Here is a 23579-nt window from a genome sequence, read left to right on the forward strand (position 1 = left end):
TTGCCTCTCATGCGCGCACGTGCTCGCTCTGCGCGCGTCCCTTGGTATCACAGACTCCCAGGGTTTGCAAGGCGGCGGTGAGTTCCTGAAATTGCGAAGGCCAGTCCTGATGCGGGATTCGCAATTCGAACGAGAGCGGCGAGAGAAAACGCAGGCGCGTCCGATAGCGATCCATCAGCGCGCGCACGGCCGCGTCCGGCACCCGGGCCTTCGGGTCGAAGGCGATGACCAACGACCCGGCTTTGACTTCGACCGAGCTGAGCCGGAGCGCTTTCGCCAGCAGCTTGATCTGCATCACTTCGAACAGCCGCTCGACCGGCTCGGGCGGAAGGCCGTAGCGGTCCTGGATCTCGCCGTGCAGCAGGGCCAGGTCGCCGACCTGCGCGCACGACGACAGGCGTTTGTAGAGCGAAAGCCGCTGGTGCGCGTCCGCGACGTAGTCCTCGGGAATGAAGGCGGATACGCTCAGACGCAGCACGGGGTCGGGCTCCTCTTCGACGACCTGACCCTTGAGGCGCTGCACCGCCTGCTCGACCATCTGCATGTACAGATCGAGCCCGACGGCGGCGATGTGCCCGGACTGCTGCTTACCGAGCAGGTTGCCCGCGCCGCGTATCTCCAGGTCCGCCGCGGCGATGCGGAAACCGGAGCCGAGTTCCGTGAACTGTTGGATGGCGATGAGTCGCTTCTGGGCGTCGCCGGTCAGCGCCCCTTCGTCCGGGACAAGGAAATAGGCGTAGGCCTGATGGCCGGAGCGGCCGACGCGGCCGCGGAGTTGGTAGAGTTGCGCCAGCCCGAACGTGTCCGCGCGGTTGACGAGGATCGTATTGGCGTTGGGCACGTCCAGCCCCGACTGAATGATGGCGGAGGCGACCAGGACGTCGGCCTCCCGGTGGAAGAACTTCAGCATGACGGATTCCAGGAGCTTCGAGTCCATCTGGCCGTGTGCCATGACGATGCGGGCCTCCGGCACCAATCGCTGGAGCCACGAGCCCATTCGCTCCATCGTCTCGACCCGGTTGTGGACGAAGTAGGTCTGCCCGCCCCGGCCCAATTCGCGGACGATCGCCTCGCGGATCGTCGTCTCGTTGAACCGGACGACCTGTGTGCGGATCGCGAGGCGGCCGGCCGGCGGGGTCTCTATCACGGAGAGGTCCCGCACGCCCGACATGGCCATCTGGAGCGTTCGGGGAATCGGCGTCGCAGTCAGCGTGAGCACGTCCACCTGGGTCCGCAGTTGCTTCAGGCGCTCCTTGTGGCGGACTCCGAACCATTGCTCCTCGTCGATGATCACCAGGCCCAGGTTGCGGAACCGGACATCCTTCTGGAGCAGGCGGTGGGTGCCGATCACCACGTCGATCGCGCCGGCTTCCACATCCTTAAGAACGGCTTTCGTCTCTTTGGGCGACTGGAATCGCGACAACAGCGCGACGCGCGCGGGAAACGGCGCGAAGCGCTGCGCAAAATTGTCGTAGTGTTGTTGGGCGAGCAGCGTGGTCGGGACGAGAACGGCGACCTGGCGGTTATTCTCCACAGCCTTGAACGCGGCGCGCATCGCCACTTCGGTCTTGCCGTAGCCCACGTCGCCGCACACGAGCCGGTCCATCGGCTTCGGCGATTCCATGTCGCGCTTGATATCCTCGATCGCTTTGAGCTGGTCCGGTGTCTCCTCGTATTCGAATGCTGCTTCGAACTCGCGCGTCAGGGTCGAGTCGCCGTCATAGGTGCCGCGTTGGACGAGTTCGCGGTTGGCATAGAGCTCGATCAACTCCTGGGCCATCTCCTCGATGTCCTTCTTAACGCGGGCCGTAATTTTGGCCCAACTACTCCCGCCCAGCTTGTCCAGCTTGGGCACGTGGCCCTCGCCGCCACTGTAGCGTTGCACCTGAGTCAGCCGGTCCAGCGGGACATAGAGTTTGTCGCCGGCGGCGAACTCGAGGATCAGATAGTCGCTCTCGAACCCCTGCACCTCCAGCCGCTTCAAGCCTTGATAGCGGGCGATCCCGTGCTGCACGTGCACGACGAAGTCGCCGGCGTTCAGGTCGTCCAGCGAGGACAGGAACGTCGCCGCTTGAGTCTTCGGCGGCGGCCGGTGCCGGATCCCCTTCGCGAACAGCTCCTCTTCCGTGATCAGCGCGAGGCGCAGCTCGGGGGACACGAACCCCGCCGAGAGGTCACCCTGCACGACGGAGAACGGCTCTTTCGCCGGTGAGGCGGCAGTCCAGAACGACGGCTGCCACGCGCGGGCGGGGAGGTCGTGTTCGGCGAACAAGGCGAGCAGCCGATCCACCTGCCCGCGGCTTCGGGCGACGAGCAACACGCGGCCCCCGTCGCGGAGCCGCTCGAGGATCTGCAGGGTTTCGCTGAACGGCGTGCCGCGCGCGGCCAGGCCGACGCTGCTCGGCGCGCGGGCGGGAAACTCGACGGCCGGTCCCCGCGCTGCGTCAGGCGCGGCTACCGGTTCCAGGGCCAAGGTCGACCAGGCGCGGATCCGTTCGTGCACGGCTTCCCACGACAGGTACAACCGATCTGGTGTAGGGTAGGGGTCGGAGCCAGCGGAGTCCCCGTGCCGGAGGTAGCCTTCCTGGATCTCAGCCCAGAACTCCTTGGCCTTTTGAGCCAGAGCGTCAGGTTGGTCCAACGCCGCCACCGGCTCGCTTGTGAAGTAGTCGAGCAGCGTGTCCATCCGAGGATAGACGTCCGGCCCGCGCCACTCCGCGTCGGGCGGCAGCGGCGCCGGCACGTCCGGCGATTCTTCCGAGCGGATCAGCTCGCGCGCCGGAAGCACCCAGGCCCGGTCGAGTTGGGCGGTGGATTTTTGCGAAGCGGGATCGAAGAAGCGGACGGACTCCACGGTGTCGCCCAGGAACTCGATCCGCAGCGGATCGGCGTAGGCCGTCGAGTAGATGTCGACGATGCCCCCGCGGATGCTGAATTCGCCGGGGACCTCCACGACGGACCCGCGCCGGTACCCGAGCCGCAACAGCCCGGATATGAGGGCTTCGCGTTCGAGCGTCGCGCCGGGGCGTAGTTCGAGACAGGCGGCGGTGAACACCGACCGCGGGACGAGGCGCTGGATCAGCGCCGGAACGGAGGTGACCAGCACGGTGCGGGCGCTTTGCGTCAGCCGATGCAGGGCCCTCATCCGTCGTGCGATCAGGTCGACATGCGGGGCGGCGGCCTCATAGGGCAGCGTTTCCCACTCGGGGAACAGGACCAATGGGTCGGACGTCATGCCGAAGAGCGCATGGTAGAACCGGAGGTCGTTGTAGAGACGCTCGGCCGCCTCGTCCGTCGTCGCGACCAACAGCCACGACCGGCGGGCCCAGCCGGCTTCTTCGCCGGCGCGCGCGCGGGCCAACAGCGTCAAGGCGAAGCCGGCGGTCGAGCCGTGCAGGCCGACCAGGCAGGCTCGGCCGCCGGGCTGTCGCAGCGCGGCGACGATCGGTTCCAGGATATGGTCCCACTGACGGGGGTAGGAAGCGCTGGACACGGTGCGAGTTACGGTTTGATCGCTTGAATGCGCTCGACGAGGGCGCTAGTGGACACGCCGGGCACGAGCGGGATGCTCAGGACCCGCCCGCCGCGCGCCTCGACGACCTCGCGGCCGACGATCCGGTCCGGCGCCCAATCGCCGCCCTTGACCAGCACGTCCGGTTGCAAGGCCCCGATCAACGCGCCGGGGTCGGGCTCGTCGAACACCACCACATAGTCCACGCAGGCCAAGGCGGCCAGGACCTCCGCCCGCTGCGCCTGGGGGACGATCGGGCGTCCGGGCCCTTTGTTCAGCGAGCGGACCGACGCGTCGCTGTTCACGCCGACCACCAGCACGTCGCCCAACTCGCGGGCCGCCTGCAAGTACCGGGTGTGGCCGATGTGCATGAGATCGAAGCAGCCGTTGGTGAACACGATGCGTTTGCCCTGCCGCCGCAAGTCTTCCACAATGGCCGCGAGATCCGGCTTGCTTTTGATCTTGCCGATCACGGCCCCCATCATACCCGTTCAGCGATCCGGAATCCTAGTCGGGTGGACGGCGTCGCCGCGCGTTCAACGGCGAAAAACCGGGAACAGGCCTCGGCGGGTTGACTAGTCTCCCCGCGCGGTCCTACATTCAGACTCAGGAGGCGCCGGTCTTTATGGCGGAGATCCCCGACGAACGCAGCGGCCGAGCCTACAGCCTGTACACGTCGTTGCGGCGGTACTTCGAACCGCTGAGAGAACACTGGGACAAGCTCACCCATGAGGAGCAGGATGTGGTGATCCAGGAGCTGGAAGCGTTCTTGAACTCCGTCCGTCCGCCGGACGGCCGGCGACCCGGATGATCCGCCCTGATCGGCGAACGCGATGCCATCGGATAACCGACAGTCCGTGGAGTTGGCCGTGAGCCCTCGCTTCGCGCAGGCGCACGGGTGGGTGGTCAACGCCATCACCGGCTTTCTGTCGGCTTATTACATGGAAGATCCGCGGTTTCACTTCCGCAAGCGCTACCAGGAAACCGAGTCCGGCGTTCACGTCTGGGTGTGCGAAATCGAAGACGGGATGCCGATGACGCGTCTGGTGAAGCGGCTCCTGGTCGATCTCCCGCCCGGCAAGGCCGAGCTGCAACCGGGCCGGAACGGGTGCGTCCGGTATATCATCGATGGCTGCGATGATGAACCGCCTCGTTCATGAACAGGGCGCCTGAGTGTCGCGGGACTCGCGCGAATGGCGCGATGTGCGGCTGCTCGCGGGGGCTGATGGCTGACGACTACTTGAATACAGTCCTCATGGCCCTTGGGGCCACCCTGCAGGATGAAAATCGCGGCTGGGCGAGAGGCAAGGGGCTCGGGGCAAGGGGGGCACAGTCTCCGACCTCTAGCCACGAGCCTCTAACCTCGGGCCTATTTTCGGAGGTGAACCGGCCATGACACGAACCTGCCTGACGGTCTTCGTCGTGTTCTTGCTCGTTACGGGGTTCTCGGGCCGTTCGCTCGCAGCCGACTCCGCCGAGAAGGCCTCCGATCAACAGAAATCCGACCAGTCGAAAAGCAAGATCGACATCAGCGTCAAAGATCTGCCGAATCCGATTCCGGAGGTGCTGGAAGGCATCAAACGCGTCGGCGACGAGGTCGGCAAGGGCATCTCCAAGGCCGCCAGCGCCGCCGCGGAAGCCGTGAACAAGGCGGTGTCCGACAAGAAAGACAAGGACAAGAAAGAATAACGACACTAGGCGATGGAGAACGGCAGGGTGAGCTGAATCGACCCGCCGGTCTCGCGTCTTCGGGACACTGGACGAATCCGCTGCGCGACCGGAAGCTCGCGCAGGGCGCCCCGACACGCTCCGCAGCGGTGACGGCGGGGATGGATCGTGCGGCGCTGCCGGCGGTAGACGCGCCCGCAGTCCTGGCAACGCCAGGCGTAGCGGGACAGCGCGTCCACTTCCTTGGCGAGGCTGTGATAGATCGTGACACCCAGCCCGTCGCGGTTCATGGCTTCCATCATGCGACGGAACTCCGGACCGTGATCGGGACGGCGCTTGAGCACGTCGAACTGCCACTGGTGAATCATCTCGTGAGCCAGGGTGCTGAGCGGCTCCTGTTCCGGGCCGTGACGCTTCTTGGGTGGTCGCCGGAGCAGGGGGATGGAGAGGCGAATGCACCGGCGCTCCGGTCTCGTGTCCGCGCCGTCGCCGGACCTGGCCCTCGGTCCGACCCGGCTCACGAACATGCCGGCCGAGGATGTGAGTCGCGCACTCCAGCGGATCTCGATCGGGGGTAGCGTCCCGCGGAAGTAGCGCGCGTTCAGTTCCGCCCAGGTGGTTTGGAGATGTGCAGCCGACAGCGCCGACATGACCGTGCAGTCGTCGAGGAGATCAGCGGTCCGCCAGTTCTTCCAGGACCGCCGCCGCCACCAATGGAAACATGATCTCGTGGTGGCCGATCAGCGTGTACCCTTTTCCGCCTTTTTGGGTCGGACGCCGGACGACGTTGGTCGTCGGCCGGTAGTGGGACAAGAAATCCATGTTGACGGTGGTGAGGTTCGTGAGTTCGTGTCCCAGGTTGCGTCCCAGTGCCACCGTCTTGAGAAAGACTTCCGGCATGATGACCGCCGATCCGAGATTCAGATAGACCCCGCCTTCCATTCCCGCAACGACCGCGGCCAGCCGGCGAAAATCCAACAACGACCCGGCGCCGATCGCGGCTCCGTCGGCGGACGGGTGCATGTGGATGATATCCGTGCCCAACGCGACGTGGACCGTCACCGGGATGCCGAGCCTGGCGCCGGTCGCCAGGATGCTGGTGGCCCGGTTTGGAAACTGACCTTTGTAGCGGTTGATGTAGTGGCCGACCGCCTCGCCGAGGCCCTGGCCGTCCTTCACCCCCCGCGAGATGGCCTCGTTCAACATGCGGCCCGTCTCTTCCGCCATCCCGAACCGGCCCGAGTCGATTTCCGCGTCCACTTCTTCCGACGTGTGACCCAGCAAGGCGAGCTCGAAGTCGTGAATGATGACGGCGCCGTTCATCGCGACGGCGCTGATCACGCCGCGCTCCATCAGGTCCACGATGACGGGATTCAGACCGACCTTCACCGGATGCGCGCCCATGCCGAGGATCACCGGCTTCCCGCGGCGGTGCGCCCGCACGATAGCGTCTACGACTTCGCGCAAGGTCTTGACGGCGAGGATGTCGGGGAGACTTCGGAGGAATTGTTTGAACGAGCCGCCGCGCTTCCAGGACGACGCGAAATCCGAGAGACGGACTTTGCTGTGGCGCCGCTTCAGCGGGTAGGTCTTGAGATCGGCAACGTTGATGGGCGGGATGGCGGCCCGGGGAAGAACCGGCTCGCGCGCCCTCTCAGGCGTTTTTCGCAAAGACCTGTTCCTCGATCAGCTCGCACAGGACGTGCCCGAGCGTAATGTGGCTCTCCTGAATGCGGGCCGTCACGGTCGACGGTACGACGAACGCGTGATCCACCATGCCGGCCAGTTTCCCGCCCGTCCCGCCGGTCCAGCCGATCGTCGTGAGGCCGGCTTCCTTCGCCGCCTGGACGCCCTTCAGCACGTTGGAAGAATTGCCGCTCGTGCTGATCGCGATGGCGATGTCGCCCTTCTGGCCGTGCGCGCGGACTTGCCGGGCGAAGATCTCGTCGTAGGCATAGTCGTTGGCGATGCAGGTGATCGCCGCCGTATCGGTGGCCAGCGCGATGGCGGGCAGCGGAGCCCGGTCGCGGTGATAGCGGCCGACGAACTCGGCGGCGATGTGCGAGGCGTCGGTGGAGCTCCCGCCGTTGCCGAACAGGAGCACCTTGCGCCCTTCGCGGAAGGCCTGTCCGATGAGTTGCGCGACCTGCGCGATCCGGTCGACATGTTCCCGTACGAACCGCCGCTTGACCTCCGCACTCTCCTCGAATGCCTTGATAATCCGGTCTTTCATGAGGGCGATTGTAGGGGACGAAGGAATCCGTGTCAAACGAGGCAGGGAACCGGTCAGGCTCGTTGATCGAGTCGAGGGCGGATGCTATAGTCGCGCCGGTCATGGCGGCCGAGAGTCCTATTAAAGCCCTGCTGATTGCGGTCACGGACGATGCGCCGCCGGCGATCTATGCGATCAACCGGCTGAAGCCGGACTCGCTCTGCCTCTTCGTGCCGGAATCGGCCAAGGCGTTGGTGGAGAAGGCGATCCAGCCGAAGATCGCGCAGATGCCGCGCCGGTGGGACTGGATCGTGACGCCGGACCCGCAGCGCTTCATGGCGTGCTATCAGGCGTTGGCCCGCGCGCTCCCCGATCTCTTGCGGACCTGGGAGGTGCATCCCGGCGAGTTGGTGACGGACCTGACCGGCGCCACGCCGGCGATGGCGGCCGCCTTGTCGCTGGCGGGGATGCCGTACACCTCGCGGGCGGTGACCTTGCTGCGCTCCGCCGCCGGCTCGCCGTCCGACGGCGAAACGGTGACCGTCGAAGGGCAGACGTACGTGTGGGCGCAGGGCAATCCGTGGGACGAAGCGGCGGCGTGGTCCCGCCGCGAAGGCTGCGAGCTGTTCAATCGAGGGGAATTCGGCGCCGCGGCGTCGCTTTTCCGCCAGATCGAGGCGCGCGTCAGCGGCGGACAAAAGCCGCTCTATCGGGCGCTGGCCGATCTCGCCGAAGGTTACGGGCTCTGGGAGAAATTTCAGTATCGGCCCGCGTGGGAGAAACTCAAGATATCGCTCAAGGCGCTGGAGATGGCGTCGGTGTGGGGCGGGCCGCCGGGCTTGAAGCAGGTCCTGCCGGCGATCAAGGCGAACGCGGGCTTTCTCGAACACCTGGTGCTCGATCCGCTGGAGGTGAAAGAGGCGGTCGCGCTGGATCTCCTGGCGCACGCGCGCCGGCGCGCCGATGTCGATCATGACGCCGAAGCGGCGATGGTCGCCCTGGTCCGCGCCCTCGAGGCTTTCGCGCAGCGACAGCTTTTCAAGCAGTACAAGATCAAGACGTGGGACGTGCAGCCTGAACAGTTGCCGCAGGCGCTGCAGGAGACCTGCCGGACCTGTTACCTGGACGATGTGGACGGCAAGTACAAGCTGCCGCTGCAGGGCCAGTTCCGCGCGCTGGCCGGGTTGGGCGATCAGATGGGGCAGACCTTCCTCGCGCAGTGGCCGAAAATGAAACCGCTCCTCGACGCAGCCGGCCACGCGGTGCTCGGCCACGGCTTCGAGCCGGTCAAAGCCGAGCGGGTGCAGCAGTTCTACGACATCGTTATCAAGCTCACGGGCGTCAGCGAGAGTTCATTGCCGAAGTTTCCGGTTTTGAATCTTTGATGAGCTCATAGCGAATAGCCGGCAGCGAGCAGCCGGACGAAAGCCTGACGGTCGGAGGGGAAGAGTATACTCAAATTGGGTTCCATGTTGAGATGACAATGCCGGGGTTCCAAGCCGTTCGCTATTCGCTGCCGGCTATTAGCCACTAGCTGCATTCATGGACGTTCGCATTTATTATGAAGACACCGACTGCGGCGGGGTGGTCTATTACGCCAACTACCTCAGGTATTTCGAGTGGGCGAGGACGGAATATCTTGAAGAGCGCGGCATCTCGGTCGTCGAGCTGGTGAAGGACGGCACGCAGTTTCTGGTGGTGCACGCGGACGTGGACTACCGGTCCCCCGCCCGCTACGGCGACGTCCTCTCCGTGGAGACCAAGTTGACGGACATCGGCCGCAGTTCCCTGACGTTCAGCCACGTGATCCGGGAACGGGCCAGCCGGCGCGTTGTTGTGGAAGGCTCGGCGAAACTGGTGACCGTGGACCTGCAAGGCAAGGTGAAGCGGTTGGATCCGTCGATGGTGGAAGCGCTACAAGCACCGGTCGAGCGAGGCCATTGATGGACAAGCTGGGCACCTGGTTGGCCATTGCGGCGGTCGCGGTCGGCTTCGTCGTCCTGGCCTGGTTGCTGTTCGCGGAGGGCCCCAAGGATAAGAAAAAGTGAGCGTCGGGTCACCCGCCGTCCGGCAGTTCGCGCAGCCGTCGTTCGAGAAACCGCCGCTCCGGCTCCTGCCGTGCGAGACCGAGCGCGCGTCGGTACGAGGCTCGAGCCTCGGTTGTCCTCCCCAGCCGCCGGCACAGGTCCGCCCGCGCCGCATGAGCGAGGTGGTAGTCCTTCAGATCGCCGCGCGCCAGGATGGCGTCGATCAGCGCCAAGCCGGCATCCGGTCCATCCCGCATCGCCACCGCCACCGCGCGGTTTAATTCGACCACGGGCGACGACTCCGCCCGTGACAACACGTCATACAGTCCGACGATCTGCGCCCAGTCCGTCTCGGCGGCGCTCGGCGCCTCGGCGTGCACCGCCGCGATGGCCGCTTGGAGCGTGTACGGGCCGAACCGGCGCGAGGCAAGCGCCCGGTCCACTAGCCCCAATCCCTCCGCGATCTGATCACGGTTCCACAGCGAGCGATCCTGATCGGCCAACAGAATCAGCTCGCCGTCCGGCGCCGCGCGCGCGGCGCGCCGCGATTCATGCAGGAGCATCAACGCCAACAGTCCAAGCGCCTCGGGCTCGGGCAGCAACTCGATCAGCAGACGCCCCAGCCGGATCGCCTCGGCCGAGAGATCGGGCCGCGTGAGCGAAGCGCCGGAGGAGGCGGAGTAGCCCTCATTGAACACCAGGTAAATGACACGGAGCACCGCGTCCAGCCGGTCCGGCAGATCGGCCTGCGAGGGGACTCGATAGGGGATGCGCGCGTCGCGGATCTTCCTCTTGGCCCGCACGATACGTTGGGCCACCGTGGGCGGGGAAATGAGGAGCGCGTGCGCGATTTCTTCCGTGGTGAGGCCGCAGACCTCGCGCAGCGTCAGCGCCACCCGGGCTTCGGGAAACAGGGCGGGATGGCAGCAGGTGAAGATCAGCCGCAAGCGGTCGTCCTCCACGCTGTCGTCGTCCCACGCCGCAGGGTCGGAAGTCTCGGTTTCGAGCCGCTCGGCCAGTTCCGCCAGCGACGCGTCGTATCGGGCACGCCGACGCATGCCGTCGATGGCCTTGAAGCGGCCGGCCGAAATGAGCCACGCCCGGGGATTGGCAGGGACACCGTCCCGCTCCCATTGCTCGACCGCCGCGGTGAAGGCGTCATGCAAGGCCTCTTCGGCGAGTTCGAACTCGCCGAGCAGGCGAATGAGCGTGGCGAGGACATGGCGCGACTCGGAGCGGTAGACGGCGTCCACCACTTCGCGCACCCGTCTGGTGGCATCTTCCGGATGATCCATCACTTCAACGGCGCCGTCGACGCCGTAAAGGCAAGTCGCCCGTCAGCCTCTTGTATGGGCGCGTGCCGGTCAGGCGTCGACCAAGACCTTGAATCCGCCGTAGACCATGCGCCTGACGTCGAAGGGCATCGACTTGGGATCGCACATCGCCGCGATGCGCGGGTCCTTCATCACCTTGGCGTTGACGCGATCGCGATGCGCTCGCGACCTATATACGATATACGAGAACACCACCGTCTCGCCCGGCTTAGCCTTGGCGCTTTTCGGGAATGGAACCCCCATCTTTGTATTGAGATCGTCGCCGACGCACTCCTTGTAGTCGAGAGCGCCGTACTCCCGCCAGATCTTTCCCGCCTTCTGCGCCATGCGGCGGTAGGTCGGGAGGTTCTTCTTCGGAACAGGGAGCACAAATCCATCGACGTACCGCATGTGAACCATCCTTTCTCACTGTGCTGTCCTTATCTACTTTTTCGGCTCTTCCGGAAATTGTGCGGGTTCAACCCGGGGCCGGGTCGACCTGCGTCTGAGCAGGCGCAGGCCGATTGGCCTACTGCTTCCGCGTGTACGTGATCTCCAGCATCTTCATTTCCCTTTCGCCCTGGTGAGCGCCATACATGTCGAAGGTCTGTGTGTTGTTATCGATGATCTTCCAAACCGCGCGATGCGACATCCGGCCGCCGCCTGGTTCTGGATGCGAGCCTTTCAACGTGATCGTCTTGCCATCCGGGCTCGCCGTCCCTTCCATGATGAAGATTCCCGTGCCCATCGAATCGATCCAGGCCGTCACGTATTTCTTGGTCAGGTTGTCATAGGCATCGATTCCGATTCCGGAGAAAGGTTGCCCCATCATCTGGCTGTTGTATTCCTGGTAGAGAAAACGCCCGTCCAGCAACATCTTCATCTCCGCGGTGCCGGTTGATTCCGCGGGAGGCTTGCCGGGCTCCATCCACTCCTTGGTCGTGGTCGTCCAACTGCCGGCCAGGCTGGCGAACAGCTTGTGCGGCTCACCGGGCGTGGCGAGTTTCTTCCAGAGTTCCATCATCGCCTGCGGGTCCATCGGTTTGTCGTCCTTCTTGCCTTTGGCCATGACCGGCGAGACCGTCAGCATGATGCACAATGTTGCGACTGCGAGCTGTATGAAACGCATGGTTCCCTCCTTGTGGTTGAATGCCGAATCCATTGCCGTTTCCTGCTTTTCGAGCACGCAATGAAACAGCACCGGCTGCCACACCGGCGCGTCCCGCTCGACAAGGAAATCCGCCTCCTCTGATGCTCTCCTTCGTTTCGGCGAAAGAGCCGTCGACGACGGTTCGGTTTGTTCCGCCACACGTGACGCGCCATCCCTGTGAGCCGGCCTGAAGCCTTCGGAATTCTTGATAGCCCTGACGCTGCTCCTGAACGCACGGTCGTCTCTTGTTCCTATTTCCGTTCCGAACCGATGCTTCTGACCGGCCTACCGAGCGGGATCGGTCTCAACCCGATAGTCGAACGGGAGACCGGAAATCGACACCCGCCGGCCCCATTTATTTTTAGGGCTCTTCAGGATCTCGTGTGGGTATGGAACTCCAGGACATCCCTCGCCCCCGCTTTGCGGGGGAGAGGGTGCGGGTGAGGGGGAGATCGGCATGGGCCTTGACCGTTCAGAAACATCGTGGGCCTCCATGGGCATCGCAGTCTTGTCCGCCAACCCCGGCGTTCACCCTCACCCTCCCCTCTCCCCTCAAGGGAGAGGGAAAAAGAAAGACCCACACGATTTCCTGAAGAGTTTTTAGTAGAGCCCGTATCCCCGGCGTAGCCGCTGCGATGAGTGAAATGAGGACGAGCGCTCCAGATTCTGCGATCAACCGTCCTCGGATGCCGCCTATGTGCTCATCGGACGGCGGAACCCTCCCTCGAAATCAGCCTGTTTGGTCCATCGACTCGGTGCGGGGTCGGGGAGTTGCGCAAGGTGATCGAGCGCAATGCCAGGACCGTTCCGATTGAGGTAGCGGTCTGGCGGTGTTGGACCTCCTTCGTGACGTCGACCGTCACAGACTCGACTCGCTCGGGCCGGTTTGCGAAGGCTGCACGAGTCTCTCGTACGGACTGATACTTCCATGCGGTGAGATTTAGCCCGGCCGAGGCAACCATGACGAGAAGCAGGACTGGTCCCCCCCTCCTGCCACGACGATTCATAAATGCGGGCTTCCCGAGTATCCGACGTCGAACACCGCGGCGATGAAGCAAAGACTTCTTGCGGTGTGTACCGGCGTGCAAGCAGCAACGCCCGTACCAAGAGCGATGGAGTAGGTCGCCCCGCGCTAATGACAGGTCAGCAAAGAGATTTCCAACCTGACGGGAAGGAATTGCGGAGCGCCATGTAGCCGGTGACGATCCGATTCTGCCGACATCTCGGCACATGCCGAAAAATCGGCGCGAGCCGATACTACGGATGAGTCAATTATCGAGGCTACGAAGGGCGGAAAATGCCGAGCTTCTGCATTTTCGATTGCAGGGTGGTACGCTTCATGCCGAGCCGGACGGCGGCTCCAGCCGGACCACCGATTACCCAGTCGCTGTCCCGGAGAGCCTTGAGAATATGTTCGCGCTCGGCCTGCTCCAGGGTCGTGTTCAGCGAGTTCGTCGCCTCGCTCGATTCCGATTTCAGTTCGGACAACGGAACATAGAGATCGCTCCCTTGCGTCAGGATCACGGCCCGTTCGATGAAGTTTTCCAGCTCCCGCACGTTGCCCGGCCACGCATAGCCCTGCAGCGCCTTCATGGCCGCGGCGGGAATCGTCTCCACGCGCTTCTTCATTCGTTGAGCGAACTTCTGGGTGAAATGTCTGACGAGCAAAGGAATGTCTTCGACCCGCTCGCGCAGCGGGGGCACCGTGATCGGGAACACATTGAGCCGGTAAAACAAATCGCTGCGGAACTTTTTCTCCTCGACCAGTTGAGCCAAATCGCGATTGGTCGCGGCGATCAGGCGAACATCGACCCGCAACGTTCGGTTGCTCCCCAATCGTTCAAACTCCCGCTCCTGGAGCACACGGAGTAACTTGACCTGTAACTCCAGCGGAATTTCTCCCACCTCGTCGAGGAACAGTGTCCCCCCGTCGGCCAGTTCGAATCGACCGATTTTTCTCCCGATCGCCCCGGTAAAAGCGCCTTTCTCGTGCCCGAACAATTCGCTCTCGAGCAGGCCCGTCGGAATCGCGGCACAATTCAACTTGACGAATGTCCGCTCCTGTCGGCCGCTCAAGTTGTGAAGCGCCCGTGCGACGAGTTCCTTCCCGCTGCCGGTCTCTCCCAGAATCAGAACCGTGGAGTCGGTGACGGCGACCGTTTCCACCTGTTTGAGGACGCGTTTGAGCGCGCGGCTCTCGCCGACGATCTCCTCAAAGTTGTATTCGGTCTGGATTTCCTCTTCGAGATAGAGCTTTTCCTTCGTCAGCTTTTCTTTGAGCTGGGCAATCTCCTGATAGGCCAGCCCGTTCTCCACCGCGATGGCGATCTGTTGCGCGACCTGGTTGAGGAGTTCGCACTCGGCCGGTGTGAAGTCCTCTTCACGCGTACGCCCCACGTTCAATGCGCCGAGGACTCTCTCATGCGACAGGAGAGGAACGGAGCAGAATGAGCGGACTCCCTGGCTCAGCAGCCGTCGGGTGATCTCGGATTCGACCGCCAACAGCTCCAGATCGCGCTTCCGATAGACCGCCGGTTTCTTGGTGGCGATCGCTTTGTCCGACGGAGACTTGCATTCGGGTGTGATCGGATGCTCTTCAACGAAGTCTTCCTTCCTTGCGAAGTCCAGCACATGAACGCGACAGCGATTGGTAGCGGAGTCGAACAACACTAGCGCAGACCCATCGTGCCGGATGACCTTTCGCAGGCACGCGCTGACTGCGACGAAGACGTCTCGCAGGTCTAAGTGGGACACCACCGCATTGTTGACTTCCAGCAACAGGCGCAGCCTGTCCCGGTCACGGGTCAGGTCTTGATGATGGAGAACGTTGTCCACGGTCACCGCGATTTGTCGCGCCACCTGCTGAAGAAACACCACGTCCTTTTCAGCGTAAGCCCCCTTTTCCACGCTGGCGAACCCGATGGTTCCGAGCCGCCGTAGAGCCGTGGTGAGGGGCACCATGCACAGAGACCGGATGCCGTCCTCACGCATCCGACCGATGACTTTGGGCCAGCGCTGCTCGTCTGAAATGTCCTGGATAATGAGTGGTTGTTGTGTGCGCCAGACCAGTCCGGTCGGAGTCTCCTCAAGAGGTTCTTCGTGGCCTCCTACAATCTCTGCCGGAACATTGGTCTGAAGCGTGTGCAACCGCATCAGGTTGCGCTCGGCATCATAGAGAGACAGAGCGACGAAATTGACGGGCGCAACCCGAGGAAGTCGCTGAGCGAGATCGTGGAACAGGTCCGGCAGATTGTGCCGTGTCGAGATCGCCTCGGTGACCTCCAGCAGGGTTTGGTATTGATCCGCTAGGGTCTCGCAGGGAGATGGGGCGTGCCTATCCATAGCGCTCACCGTCTTCTTAATCGGTCATAAGAGCTTGCTCGGCTGAAGCACGACGGAAAGCGATCACACGGCTATTGTTCACGCGGAAGTCGCCCCCCGATTGTAGTCCGGCCCGAGCCTCCTATCCAATGGGGAGCCGGCCTCGGCATGGTGCGTGTCCGAAAGCAATTCGCGATGGGCCATACCGGAATCGGTGCTGACAGGGTTCCCGGATGCGTCGCACTTCACGGAACGAGCCGATCCACGCAACGCTCTTTCTACCGCAAAGCTTCCGTGAAGGCAGCGATCAGCGTACCTGGTGATACGAATTTGAGGCGCTCAAGGCAACTCGCGCAACCTCCCTCCGGGAGACTGCGCGTGGCGCAAATACAGGAGGACTCGATGAGCCGACCACGCATCCTGCGGACGTGTTCGACAGCCTGTCAGCCTCCCGCCATAGCCCCCACGATCAGAAACGGCTCGGCGCCCGTCGCGACGGCGTCGGGCAGCGGAGCGTCCGGCGATTCGTGGGAGAGATCCTGCTCGCAGGCGAAGAACCGCAGGAACGGGCGGCGCTGTTGCGTGACGTGATCGCGGATCGTCCCCCGCAACATCGGATAGCGGGCTTCCAGCGCGTCGAGGATCGACCGCTGCGTCACCGGGCCCTCGAGATCCAGCGTCGCCTCGCCGTCGATGCGGGCCAGCGTCCGCAGATGGGCTGGCAATACAACCCGAATCATTTCGTATCTCGCCAAAAACCGTCGTATGTATCTCGTCGCTCATATCTCGCTTGCGAACGACGCTTCACGCGGATTCAGGGCAGTGTCTGCACCTCGACCGACAGCACCGCCGGCAGATCCCGGACGATCGGCGCCCAGCTCTCTCCGCCGTCGGCCGAGGCGTACACCTGGCCGCCGGTAGTCCCAAAGTAGAGGCCGCACGGATCGAGCGAGTCGACCGCCATGGCGTCGCGCAACACATTGACGTAACAGTCGCGCTGCGGCAGACCGTTGGTCAACGCTTCCCATTCGTCCCCGCCGGTTCTGCTCCGGTACACCCGGAGTTTCCCCTCCGGCGGAAAATGCTCCGAGTCGCTCTTGATCGGGACCACGTAGACGATCTCCGGCTGGTGCGCGTGTACGGCGATCGGGAATCCGAAATCACTCGGCAGGTTCCCGCTGATCTCGCGCCACGACTCACCCGCGTCATCGCTGCGCAGCACGTCCCAGTGTTTCTGCATGAACAGCACGTTCGGCTGCGACGGGTGCATGGTAATGCGATGCACGCAGTGGCCGACGTCCGCGTCCGGGTCAGGCAGCTCATATTGGGATTGCAAGCCTCGATTGATCGCCCGCCAGGTCTTGCCGGCGTCGTCGGTCCGGAACGCGCCGGCCGCCGAGATAGCAATATAGATCCGCCGCGGGTTGGTCCGGTCCAGGATGATCGTATGCAGACACATGCCGCCGGCGCCGGGTTGCCACAGATTCCCCTTCACTTCGCGGAGGCCGGCCAGCTCCTGCCACGTCCGTCCGCCGTCGGTCGAGCGGAACAAGGCGGCATCTTCCACCCCGGCGTAGACCGTGTCCGGATCTGTCAGCGACGGTTCGAGGTGCCAGACGCGTTTGAATTCCCACGGTCGTTGCGTGCCGTCGTACCACTGATGCGTGGTGAGCGGCCTGCCGGTTTCAGCGGACGTATCGTAGAGAAACATGTTGCTCTCGCCCTTCGGCATGCCGTCCGGCCCCCTGAGATCTTCGGGTTTGGTTCCGGGTGCGTTCCAGGTTTTGCCGCCGTCATCCGACCGTTGAATGACCTGTCCGAACCAACTGCTGGTTTGGGAGGCGTAGAGCCGATTCGGCTCGACGGGAGATCCCGTGAGATGGTAAATCTCCCACCCGCCGAAGTGCGGACCGCTGACGTCCCAGTTCTTGCGTTTGCCGTCCGACGTGAGAATGAACGCGCCTTTCCTCGTCCCGACCAGAACCCGTACGTTGCTCATCGCTCTCTCCTTCGCATGATGAACCATTGCATCCAACCGATCTTCTCGACGCAGACGCTCGTTCGGATTTCATCCCGGCAAGCTGGAGCCGTCAGCCGAAAACTCTCCCTATCGGCGGTGTCGCTGTGCCCGTGTCCACGTTCATGCCCTCACGCGGTTGCGTCGGCAAGCTGCTCCCGGGGAGTCGTCTGTTCCAATCGGCGCGCTCCGGCCATGCACCTGTCGGCCACCGGGCGGATCTCCACGACACAGCCGTGCTCGAGTCCGGGACACTGCTTGGCGATCTCCACCGCTTCGTTCATGTCGGCGACCTGAAGGTAAAAGTAGCCGCCGGAGGTTTCCTTGGATTCGGCAAACGGGCCGTCGGTCACGACGTGTCCGTTCTTGCCGGAGACCAGCTTGCCCTCACCGTGCAACGGATGACCGCCCGCGCATTTCCCTTCTTGCACCAAGCGTTCGAACCAAGCGGCCCAATCCGACACGACCTTGTGAAGTTGCTCCGGCGCCAGCCGATTCCCCCAGTCCGTGCCGCGAAACAGCAACAGGTAATCAGTTTGTGATGTGGGCGTGCTCATAGTCCCCTCCTTTTGCATCCTGGTGTACGGTCTCGCCAGCGAATTTCGTCGATGACCTCACGTGCTATGGGAATTCATGCGCGGCGGCTACACGCAGCTTGGCTGACGCTTCGCCATCTCGGCAAAGAAGGCCTCGCCGCGCTTCTGGATTTCCTCTTGGGAGAGATCCTCTTTCCGCGCGGCCACGGACCATGTATGACCGAACGGATCCACAAACGTCCCGCACCGATCACCCCAGAACATATCCGCGACCGGCATGGCCACCGTGGCGCCGGCTGAGGTGGCGCGGCTGAAGGCCTTATCCGCGTCTTCGACGTAGAGATACAGGGAAACCGGGGTGCCTCCGAGCGTCTGCGGACTGCGGCAGCCCTTGTCTGCTTGTTCACCTCCCAACATGATGACGGAATCGCCGATCTTGAGTTCCGCATGCATGACGCTCTTTCGGTCCGGTCCTATAAATCGCAGCCGTTCTTCAGCGCCGAGGGCCCGCTTGTAAAAGTCGATCGGCTTGTCCACGTCCCGTACCGTGAGCACGGGAGTGACGGAGTGGTAGCCTGCGGGAATGGGTTTCGCCTGCGTGGCCATGACATCCTCCTTTGTCTCTTGGGACCGAAGCTACCAGCTATCAGCTCCGACCCCTACCGAGATACGCTTCACGATTCACGCTTCACGGTCCGGCAGCCCCGGGATCTCGATGACCGGCCGGACCTCCACGGTTCCTTTGCGCGCCATAGGAATCTTTGCGGCGGCGGCGATGGCATCGTCGAGATTCTTGGCCTCGATGAGGAAGTAGCCACCCAGTTGCTCGTGCGTCTCCGCGAACGGACCGTCGGTCACGAGCCGTTTGCCGTCGCGCACCCGGACGGAGGTCGCCATCGATGTCGGGTGCAAAGGGTTGGCGGCCAGATATTGGCCGTTCGAGTGAAGCTGCTGCGCAAGTTGCAAGGACTCCGCGTAACACTCCTGCCGCTCGCTTTCGCTCAACGCTTTTTCGTCGTGGTAGATCAGCAACATGTATTTCATGTGGATGGCTCCTCTAATGACTTCTCGGCAGAACAGGCGAGAAGGGTGAGACTCGCGCGACTCGTCTGGAAGTGACGTTCAACCTGTCCCGCTTTTCTCGCAAGTGCCGCTTTGTCCCACAGGATAATCGTCGTAAGCCGCCAAAATCGACACCGATCCTACTCCCGGTGCAGCTCCATGACCGGCCGCACCTCCAGGCTCCCGAACCGCGCGGATGGAAACTTCGAGGCCACCTGGATGGCCTCATTGAGGTCTTTGGCGTTGATAAGAAAGAACCCCCCAATCTGCTCTTTGGTCTCCGCAAACGGACCATCCGTCGTGAACAGCTTCCCGTTTTGGACCCGCACCGTCATAGCCGTCTGAATTGGTTCGAGCTGCTCCGCCGCAATGAGGTGACCGCTCTGCTTCAGCGCCTCGCAGTAGGCCATGGTCTCTTCCATCAGGGCGGCGCACTCGCTCGCGGACATGGAGTCCAGCTTCTTCTCTTCGTGGCAACACAGGAGCAGGTATTTCATGGCTTCGAACCTCCGATGGGGATGTGAACCGCTATTCTTGTCAGATAGTCGTTCAAGATTGCCAAAATCGACAAGGGGCTTTCCAGAAAGGCGGAGCGGGAGGAGCGGGTACACGGTAGGAGCGAAAATCATGGACAAGAATGTTTGGCTCGGCTCGGAAAAACGAGGAGTTACGCCGGCCGGCCGGCTGGCCGGCTCATCGCCGCTTCGAAAATCCTGCCGTCAGCACGGCTTCGCCGTTCTTGTAGGCGAGGCGCTCGGCGATTTCCGTCGGCAGCTCAGCCAGCCACGCACGCACCGAGCCGGCGTGCGAGCCGATCATACCCCAGCGCTCGGGAGCGAACGTATCAGTGCCCACCATGAAGCGATCGGGAAATTCAAGCAGGAGGGCCCGCCACTCTCCCGCAAGTTGACCGTTAGGGGCGACATCGTCGCGGGACGAGAGTTCCACCCAGAGGTTCCGATAACGCCGCAACATCTCGCGCACGCGCGGCGGGTTTTCGTATCCGGCATGCGCCCAGAGGATCCGCGCCTCCGGATCCTGGCGGAACACACGCTCCACCGCATCGGCATCCGAGTGGGCGTGCAGCATCAAGCCGTACTGCTTGGCGAGCCGGACGACGCCGCGCACGACCGGCAAATCCGCATCCGCGCCGCTCACATGAAACTCTCCGATGGCAACGTACCGGTATCGCTTCAGCCGCTCCTCCAGGTAGGCGAGGAGCGACTCGTCACGCAGCCAACTGGAAATTTCTCCGTTCTTCCGGTAGGGCCGAAGCTCCGGCACGATTAGATCGGGCGCCTCTGCATACAGTTTCTGCGTGCCGTCGTCGCTGGAACTGGACACGAGCGCCCGCAGCACACCGGCCTTCCGTAACCGCGCGATCGCCTCGCTCGGCGAGATTACTTCCCAAGCGTCGTGGTTATAATGGATGTGCGCATCGAACAGCGGAAGCTCGGCCGCCTGGGTGCGCATCGTCCCGCCGAACAGCACCACGAGCGCAGCAACAAAAAGAAAACCGGGCATGCTTACCCAACTCAAGAACTACCGTCCGGCCAGACAGCCCGTCGAGCTGGGTCTCTTGGGCTCCCAGCACTCCGGCTTCCAGAAGGTGAACGGCGCCGAGAACTGGCCGTGCTTCTGTGGATCGGTGTCCCGCACGTCCGCGCCCGCATTGAACTCTTTGATGTGAATGCGCCGTCGCAACTCCTCGGGCGTATTGTGGAGCGCGACCATGAGGTTGGTGAATCGTCCCGCGGTGCGGTCGTGCGGCGTCCCCGGGTTGGCGAGGAACTCATCGACCCACACGAGCAGAGAGCCGCGCGGCGGAAGGTCCACGTAACGGACCGGCTCCCAGCGGTCGCGGACCTCCGCCCGTGCATGCAGAGTCAGGTGGTAGAAGTGCGCGCCGGGGTTCCGGGCCAAATAGGGGAAGACGCTGTCCTCGTACTCCTTAACCGATGCGGCTGCGGCCATGTACACGATCCGGTTGAAGGGCATCGTTCCCGACGGGGATGTTCCGAGGTCGTGGATCAGCCGATTGAGCACGATCGTGCCCATGCTGTGGCCCACCAATGTGATGTCCCAGGCGTCGGCGCCGCCGTTCCGCGCGAGTTCCTCTTGAAGCCGGCGCATGAAGACCGAGAGCCCGCCGTCCGCCCGGATGTGCTGATAGCCCTTCTCCGCGTGTGCCCGCTTGGCGACGTCGGATTCCGTCGAGAAGTCGCCGTCGGTGTGGTACAGCATGTCCGTGCGTCGCAACATGATCTCCCAGGCGCTTTTGCCGAAGGCGTCGATGAACGGCGCGGTCAGCAGTTTGGTCGGGAGGGTGACGAACCAGGAGAATCCCGAGGCGATCATTTCGGCGGTGTCCCGCCTGTCGTCTCCCTCGGCCAAATCGATGATCCCTTCTCCTTTGACGTCATCGGCGATGCGCCTGGCGTCCGTTTCGTCCGGCGTCGTGACGAACGGAATGCTCCGGATATCATTCCAAAATTGAAACGCCCACACGACCGGTGCCCGGGCCACGCTCCGCGCCACGTCGGCGAGCAGATAGAACGGCGCGAACGGCACGCCCGCCACCCCGAGGTCCTGACCCTTCCTGATGTAGAGCAGGTGATCGAAGTAGCTGGAGAAGAGCGAGGACTGCCAGTTGATGAAGATCGGGAAATAGCCGGCCGCTTCGATGGACCGGTGGAGAGCGGCGGCCCGCTTGATGGTCCCCACTTGGGTGTTCAAGCCGCCATGGACGAAGAGCAAGAGCCGTCTCTTGCCGTCGACCGTCGGCGCGTCACGCCGCATCGCCTCGAACAGCGTCGACAGGTAGGCGTCGTACCGGTCCCGTGTCATCTCGGGATAGGCCGTGAGCCAGAAGTGCGAGCCGTTGCACGGCGCCGGCTCGTCGGCGCAGCCGATGTTCCCTGTCGGGTCCACGGGGTTCCCGCGGCCGTTGATCATCACGATGTGCTCGGTCGGCACCTGCGGGATCGATGAGCAGCCGGCGAGCACCGCCAGCCCCAAGACGATGAGGCCGCAGGCACCCAACGTGAGGCGTAACCCGTTCGCGCGCCGGCTTCTTCCCGAGTGGATGGTCATGCTCGTACCTCCCTTCACCTCCTCGCCGCCAGTCCGGCTCTCCTTTCTCTTGTCTCCGGTCTGTTTTCACGATAGCGCGGAGATTGACCCTGAGGATGCTCATGAATGTCTCCCGTGCGGTTTGCGTTCAGACGCGTCGAACAACCCAAGGCCCGCACAGGCTCCCCTATACCTTCGTCAATAAGTCGTGCGCGCCCCACCCAAGAAGCAGCAACCACACGGCCGTATAGAGCCACTGCTCCATCAGAATCTGACGCGCGTCTAGTCCCTCAAACCAAAGACACCGCCGTTGCGGTGTGGTCGATTCCGCAAGGCCCCGGCGAACGGCCCGCTTCGCACCCTCGCGCCGCGCCCGATTGCTCTCTCGCTTGGCGTCTGCCTTCCGGCCCCAATAGGCGCCGCGGCCCTTTCTCGATCCGGCGTGTTCAGTCTTTCGCGCGTTTCCGGCCATGGATTCATTTCTCTGTGCGTCTGTCTGACGCCTGGCTCCACTTCTGGAGCCTTGCCCAGGGAACTGGAAGTCCCGGAAACGAATGTCGCGCCACGGTCAGTGCAGCGTGTGGTTAAGCCGGCTCATTCACCGACGGAACGCTCAAGATCGAGTAAGTACTGCTTTCGCCGCAGACCGCCCCCGTAGCCGCCAAGCTCGCCATCCTTGTTGACCACGCGGTGGCACGGGATCAGGATGGCGATGCGGTTGAGCCCGTTCGCACGGCCCACCGCCCGTATCGCTTTCGGCTCCCCGATTGCGACGGCGATCTGCTCATACGAGCGCGTCTCCCCATAGGGGATGGCGAGGAGTTGCTCCCACACGCGCCGCTGGAACGCCGTGCCGGGATAGACCAACGGAACCGAAAACGCCTGCAAGGAGCGAGCGAAGTACCGCGCGAGTTCGTCTCGCAGCGTGTCCAGGTGTTGGTTGGATCCGGGAACAACCGGCGCATCGAACAGCTTTCGTAGCGCCGCCAACTCTGCTTCCAACATCCGCCGGTCAGTGAACTCCAGCAGACAGATCCCTTCGTCCGTCGCCCCGGCCACGAGGGGGCCGAGGGGACTGCGCAACCAAGACAGAAACACGCACTTCCCGTTCCGGTACCGTCCCGGAGGATGGCCGAAGGTCCGGGTGAACGCATCGCGGAAGCCGCTGTGGGACTCGTACCCGCTCTCGAACACGGCGGTATCCAGTACCCCATGTTCTCGGATCCGGTTTAAGGTCCCCGACAGCCGCCTGGTTCGGGTGAACGCCTGGAAGGTCATGCCATACCGACGGAGGAAGTAGCGCCGAACCGTGCCCGGGTCGATCCCCCGCGCCCTCAAGTCGCGGTCCGTGATCCGGGACCAAGGGTCCCGCTCCACGTCACTCAGCAGGGCGGCGGCCCATGGTGGTTGATCATCCGGCTCCAGCGGTCGGCACCGCTTGCACGGGCGGTACCCGGCCACGAGGGCGGCTCGGGCGGTCGGGAAATACTCGACGTGCCTCGGCAGCGGCTTCCGCGCCGGACACGTCGGTCGGCAAAAGATCCCGGTCGTGCGAACGCCGAGGAAGAACAGGCCGTCGTAGGAGGCGTCCCGTTCGAGGTACGCCCGTGCCATTTCAGTGATCGGTAGCAGAGTGTCCATGGCAAGAGTCTACTCGGCTGGTCCGATCCCGTTCCACCGGGTTTCAGGC

Annotated in this window: 23 protein-coding genes and 1 pseudogene; 5 read left to right on the top strand and 19 right to left on the bottom strand. The window is 63.5% G+C overall.

Annotated features, from left to right (window positions below; all coding sequences use genetic code 11):
* Window positions 1-7: 7 nt before the first annotated feature.
* Window positions 8-3493: a transcription-repair coupling factor gene (gene mfd / locus AB1555_16530; protein MEW6248297.1), complete on the bottom strand. Its 3486-nt coding sequence runs from the start codon at window positions 3491-3493 to the stop codon at window positions 8-10.
* An 8-nt stretch (window positions 3494-3501) separates the two neighbouring features.
* Window positions 3502-3996, bottom strand: coding sequence for a D-glycero-beta-D-manno-heptose 1-phosphate adenylyltransferase (gene rfaE2, locus AB1555_16535; protein ID MEW6248298.1), 495 nt, complete (start codon window positions 3994-3996; stop codon window positions 3502-3504).
* Window positions 3997-4136: 140 nt separating this feature from the next.
* Between rfaE2 and AB1555_16540 the strand changes: the two genes are divergently transcribed.
* The 3 genes from AB1555_16540 to AB1555_16550 all read left to right on the top strand — a co-directional run bounded on the left by AB1555_16540 (window position 4137) and on the right by AB1555_16550 (window position 5200).
* Complete coding sequence (locus tag AB1555_16540; GenBank protein ID MEW6248299.1) at window positions 4137-4322, top strand: hypothetical protein; 186 nt, start codon at window positions 4137-4139, stop codon at window positions 4320-4322.
* Window positions 4323-4380: 58 nt separating this feature from the next.
* Window positions 4381-4671, top strand: a complete 291-nt coding sequence (locus AB1555_16545; GenBank protein MEW6248300.1) for a hypothetical protein — start codon at window positions 4381-4383, stop codon at window positions 4669-4671.
* 232 nt (window positions 4672-4903) lie between these two features.
* Complete coding sequence (locus AB1555_16550; protein MEW6248301.1) at window positions 4904-5200, top strand: hypothetical protein; 297 nt, start codon at window positions 4904-4906, stop codon at window positions 5198-5200.
* A 5-nt stretch (window positions 5201-5205) separates the two neighbouring features.
* Here the strand turns inward: AB1555_16550 and AB1555_16555 are convergent, their stop codons facing one another.
* Genes AB1555_16555 through AB1555_16565 form a run of 3 tightly spaced genes read right to left on the bottom strand, consistent with a single transcriptional unit; the run spans window position 5206 to window position 7412 of the window.
* Window positions 5206-5829: a SprT-like domain-containing protein gene (locus tag AB1555_16555; GenBank protein MEW6248302.1), complete on the bottom strand. Its 624-nt coding sequence runs from the start codon at window positions 5827-5829 to the stop codon at window positions 5206-5208.
* Window positions 5830-5851: 22 nt separating this feature from the next.
* Window positions 5852-6850: a hypothetical protein gene (locus tag AB1555_16560; GenBank protein ID MEW6248303.1), complete on the bottom strand. Its 999-nt coding sequence runs from the start codon at window positions 6848-6850 to the stop codon at window positions 5852-5854.
* Window positions 6834-7412, bottom strand: coding sequence for an SIS domain-containing protein (locus AB1555_16565; protein ID MEW6248304.1), 579 nt, complete (start codon window positions 7410-7412; stop codon window positions 6834-6836). Before AB1555_16565 ends, AB1555_16560 begins: the two co-directional genes overlap by 17 nt.
* Before the next feature lie 29 nt (window positions 7413-7441).
* Between AB1555_16565 and AB1555_16570 the strand changes: the two genes are divergently transcribed.
* The gene (locus AB1555_16570; protein ID MEW6248305.1) at window positions 7442-8776 is read left to right on the top strand and encodes a TIGR02710 family CRISPR-associated CARF protein; all 1335 of its coding nucleotides are present in this window, start codon (window positions 7442-7444) and stop codon (window positions 8774-8776) included.
* A 157-nt stretch (window positions 8777-8933) separates the two neighbouring features.
* Window positions 8934-9335, top strand: coding sequence for a thioesterase family protein (locus AB1555_16575; GenBank protein MEW6248306.1), 402 nt, complete (start codon window positions 8934-8936; stop codon window positions 9333-9335).
* 112 nt (window positions 9336-9447) lie between these two features.
* Here the strand turns inward: AB1555_16575 and AB1555_16580 are convergent, their stop codons facing one another.
* The 14 genes and pseudogenes from AB1555_16580 to AB1555_16645 all read right to left on the bottom strand — a co-directional run bounded on the left by AB1555_16580 (window position 9448) and on the right by AB1555_16645 (window position 23530).
* Window positions 9448-10713 (bottom strand): RNA polymerase sigma factor, encoded by a 1266-nt coding sequence (locus AB1555_16580; protein MEW6248307.1) that lies wholly within the window; start codon window positions 10711-10713, stop codon window positions 9448-9450.
* Between the two features lie 69 nt (window positions 10714-10782).
* Window positions 10783-11142, bottom strand: coding sequence for a DUF1428 domain-containing protein (locus AB1555_16585; GenBank protein MEW6248308.1), 360 nt, complete (start codon window positions 11140-11142; stop codon window positions 10783-10785).
* Between the two features lie 118 nt (window positions 11143-11260).
* Window positions 11261-11860 carry a DUF1579 domain-containing protein gene (locus tag AB1555_16590; GenBank protein MEW6248309.1) on the bottom strand — a complete coding sequence of 200 codons (600 nt, stop codon included), beginning with the start codon at window positions 11858-11860 and terminating at the stop codon, window positions 11261-11263.
* A gap of 121 nt (window positions 11861-11981) precedes the next feature.
* A pseudogene (locus AB1555_16595) lies at window positions 11982-12074 on the bottom strand (YciI family protein).
* A 1088-nt stretch (window positions 12075-13162) separates the two neighbouring features.
* Window positions 13163-15223 carry a sigma 54-interacting transcriptional regulator gene (locus tag AB1555_16600; protein MEW6248310.1) on the bottom strand — a complete coding sequence of 687 codons (2061 nt, stop codon included), beginning with the start codon at window positions 15221-15223 and terminating at the stop codon, window positions 13163-13165.
* A 422-nt stretch (window positions 15224-15645) separates the two neighbouring features.
* A complete protein-coding gene (locus tag AB1555_16605) occupies window positions 15646-15942 on the bottom strand; it encodes a MoaD/ThiS family protein (protein ID MEW6248311.1) in 297 nt (98 codons plus the stop codon).
* Window positions 15943-16016: 74 nt separating this feature from the next.
* Window positions 16017-17201 carry an exo-alpha-sialidase gene (locus tag AB1555_16610; GenBank protein ID MEW6248312.1) on the bottom strand — a complete coding sequence of 395 codons (1185 nt, stop codon included), beginning with the start codon at window positions 17199-17201 and terminating at the stop codon, window positions 16017-16019.
* 149 nt (window positions 17202-17350) lie between these two features.
* Window positions 17351-17776 carry a YciI family protein gene (locus tag AB1555_16615; GenBank protein MEW6248313.1) on the bottom strand — a complete coding sequence of 142 codons (426 nt, stop codon included), beginning with the start codon at window positions 17774-17776 and terminating at the stop codon, window positions 17351-17353.
* A gap of 87 nt (window positions 17777-17863) precedes the next feature.
* The gene (locus AB1555_16620; GenBank protein MEW6248314.1) at window positions 17864-18361 is read right to left on the bottom strand and encodes a VOC family protein; all 498 of its coding nucleotides are present in this window, start codon (window positions 18359-18361) and stop codon (window positions 17864-17866) included.
* Window positions 18362-18436: 75 nt separating this feature from the next.
* Entirely contained in the window at window positions 18437-18799 is a 363-nt protein-coding gene (locus AB1555_16625) for a YciI family protein (protein ID MEW6248315.1), read from the bottom strand.
* Window positions 18800-18957: 158 nt separating this feature from the next.
* Window positions 18958-19314 carry a YciI family protein gene (locus tag AB1555_16630; GenBank protein ID MEW6248316.1) on the bottom strand — a complete coding sequence of 119 codons (357 nt, stop codon included), beginning with the start codon at window positions 19312-19314 and terminating at the stop codon, window positions 18958-18960.
* Window positions 19315-19510: 196 nt separating this feature from the next.
* Window positions 19511-20341 carry an amidohydrolase family protein gene (locus AB1555_16635; GenBank protein ID MEW6248317.1) on the bottom strand — a complete coding sequence of 277 codons (831 nt, stop codon included), beginning with the start codon at window positions 20339-20341 and terminating at the stop codon, window positions 19511-19513.
* 18 nt (window positions 20342-20359) lie between these two features.
* On the bottom strand, window positions 20360-21910 hold the full coding sequence (locus AB1555_16640; GenBank protein ID MEW6248318.1) for a hypothetical protein: 1551 nt from the start codon (window positions 21908-21910) through the stop codon (window positions 20360-20362).
* A gap of 573 nt (window positions 21911-22483) precedes the next feature.
* Window positions 22484-23530: a methylated-DNA--[protein]-cysteine S-methyltransferase gene (locus tag AB1555_16645; GenBank protein ID MEW6248319.1), complete on the bottom strand. Its 1047-nt coding sequence runs from the start codon at window positions 23528-23530 to the stop codon at window positions 22484-22486.
* Between the last annotated feature and the right edge of the window lie 49 nt (window positions 23531-23579).

Source organism: Nitrospirota bacterium, assembly GCA_040755395.1.
Taxonomy (GTDB): Bacteria; Nitrospirota; Nitrospiria; order Nitrospirales; family Nitrospiraceae; genus DATLZU01.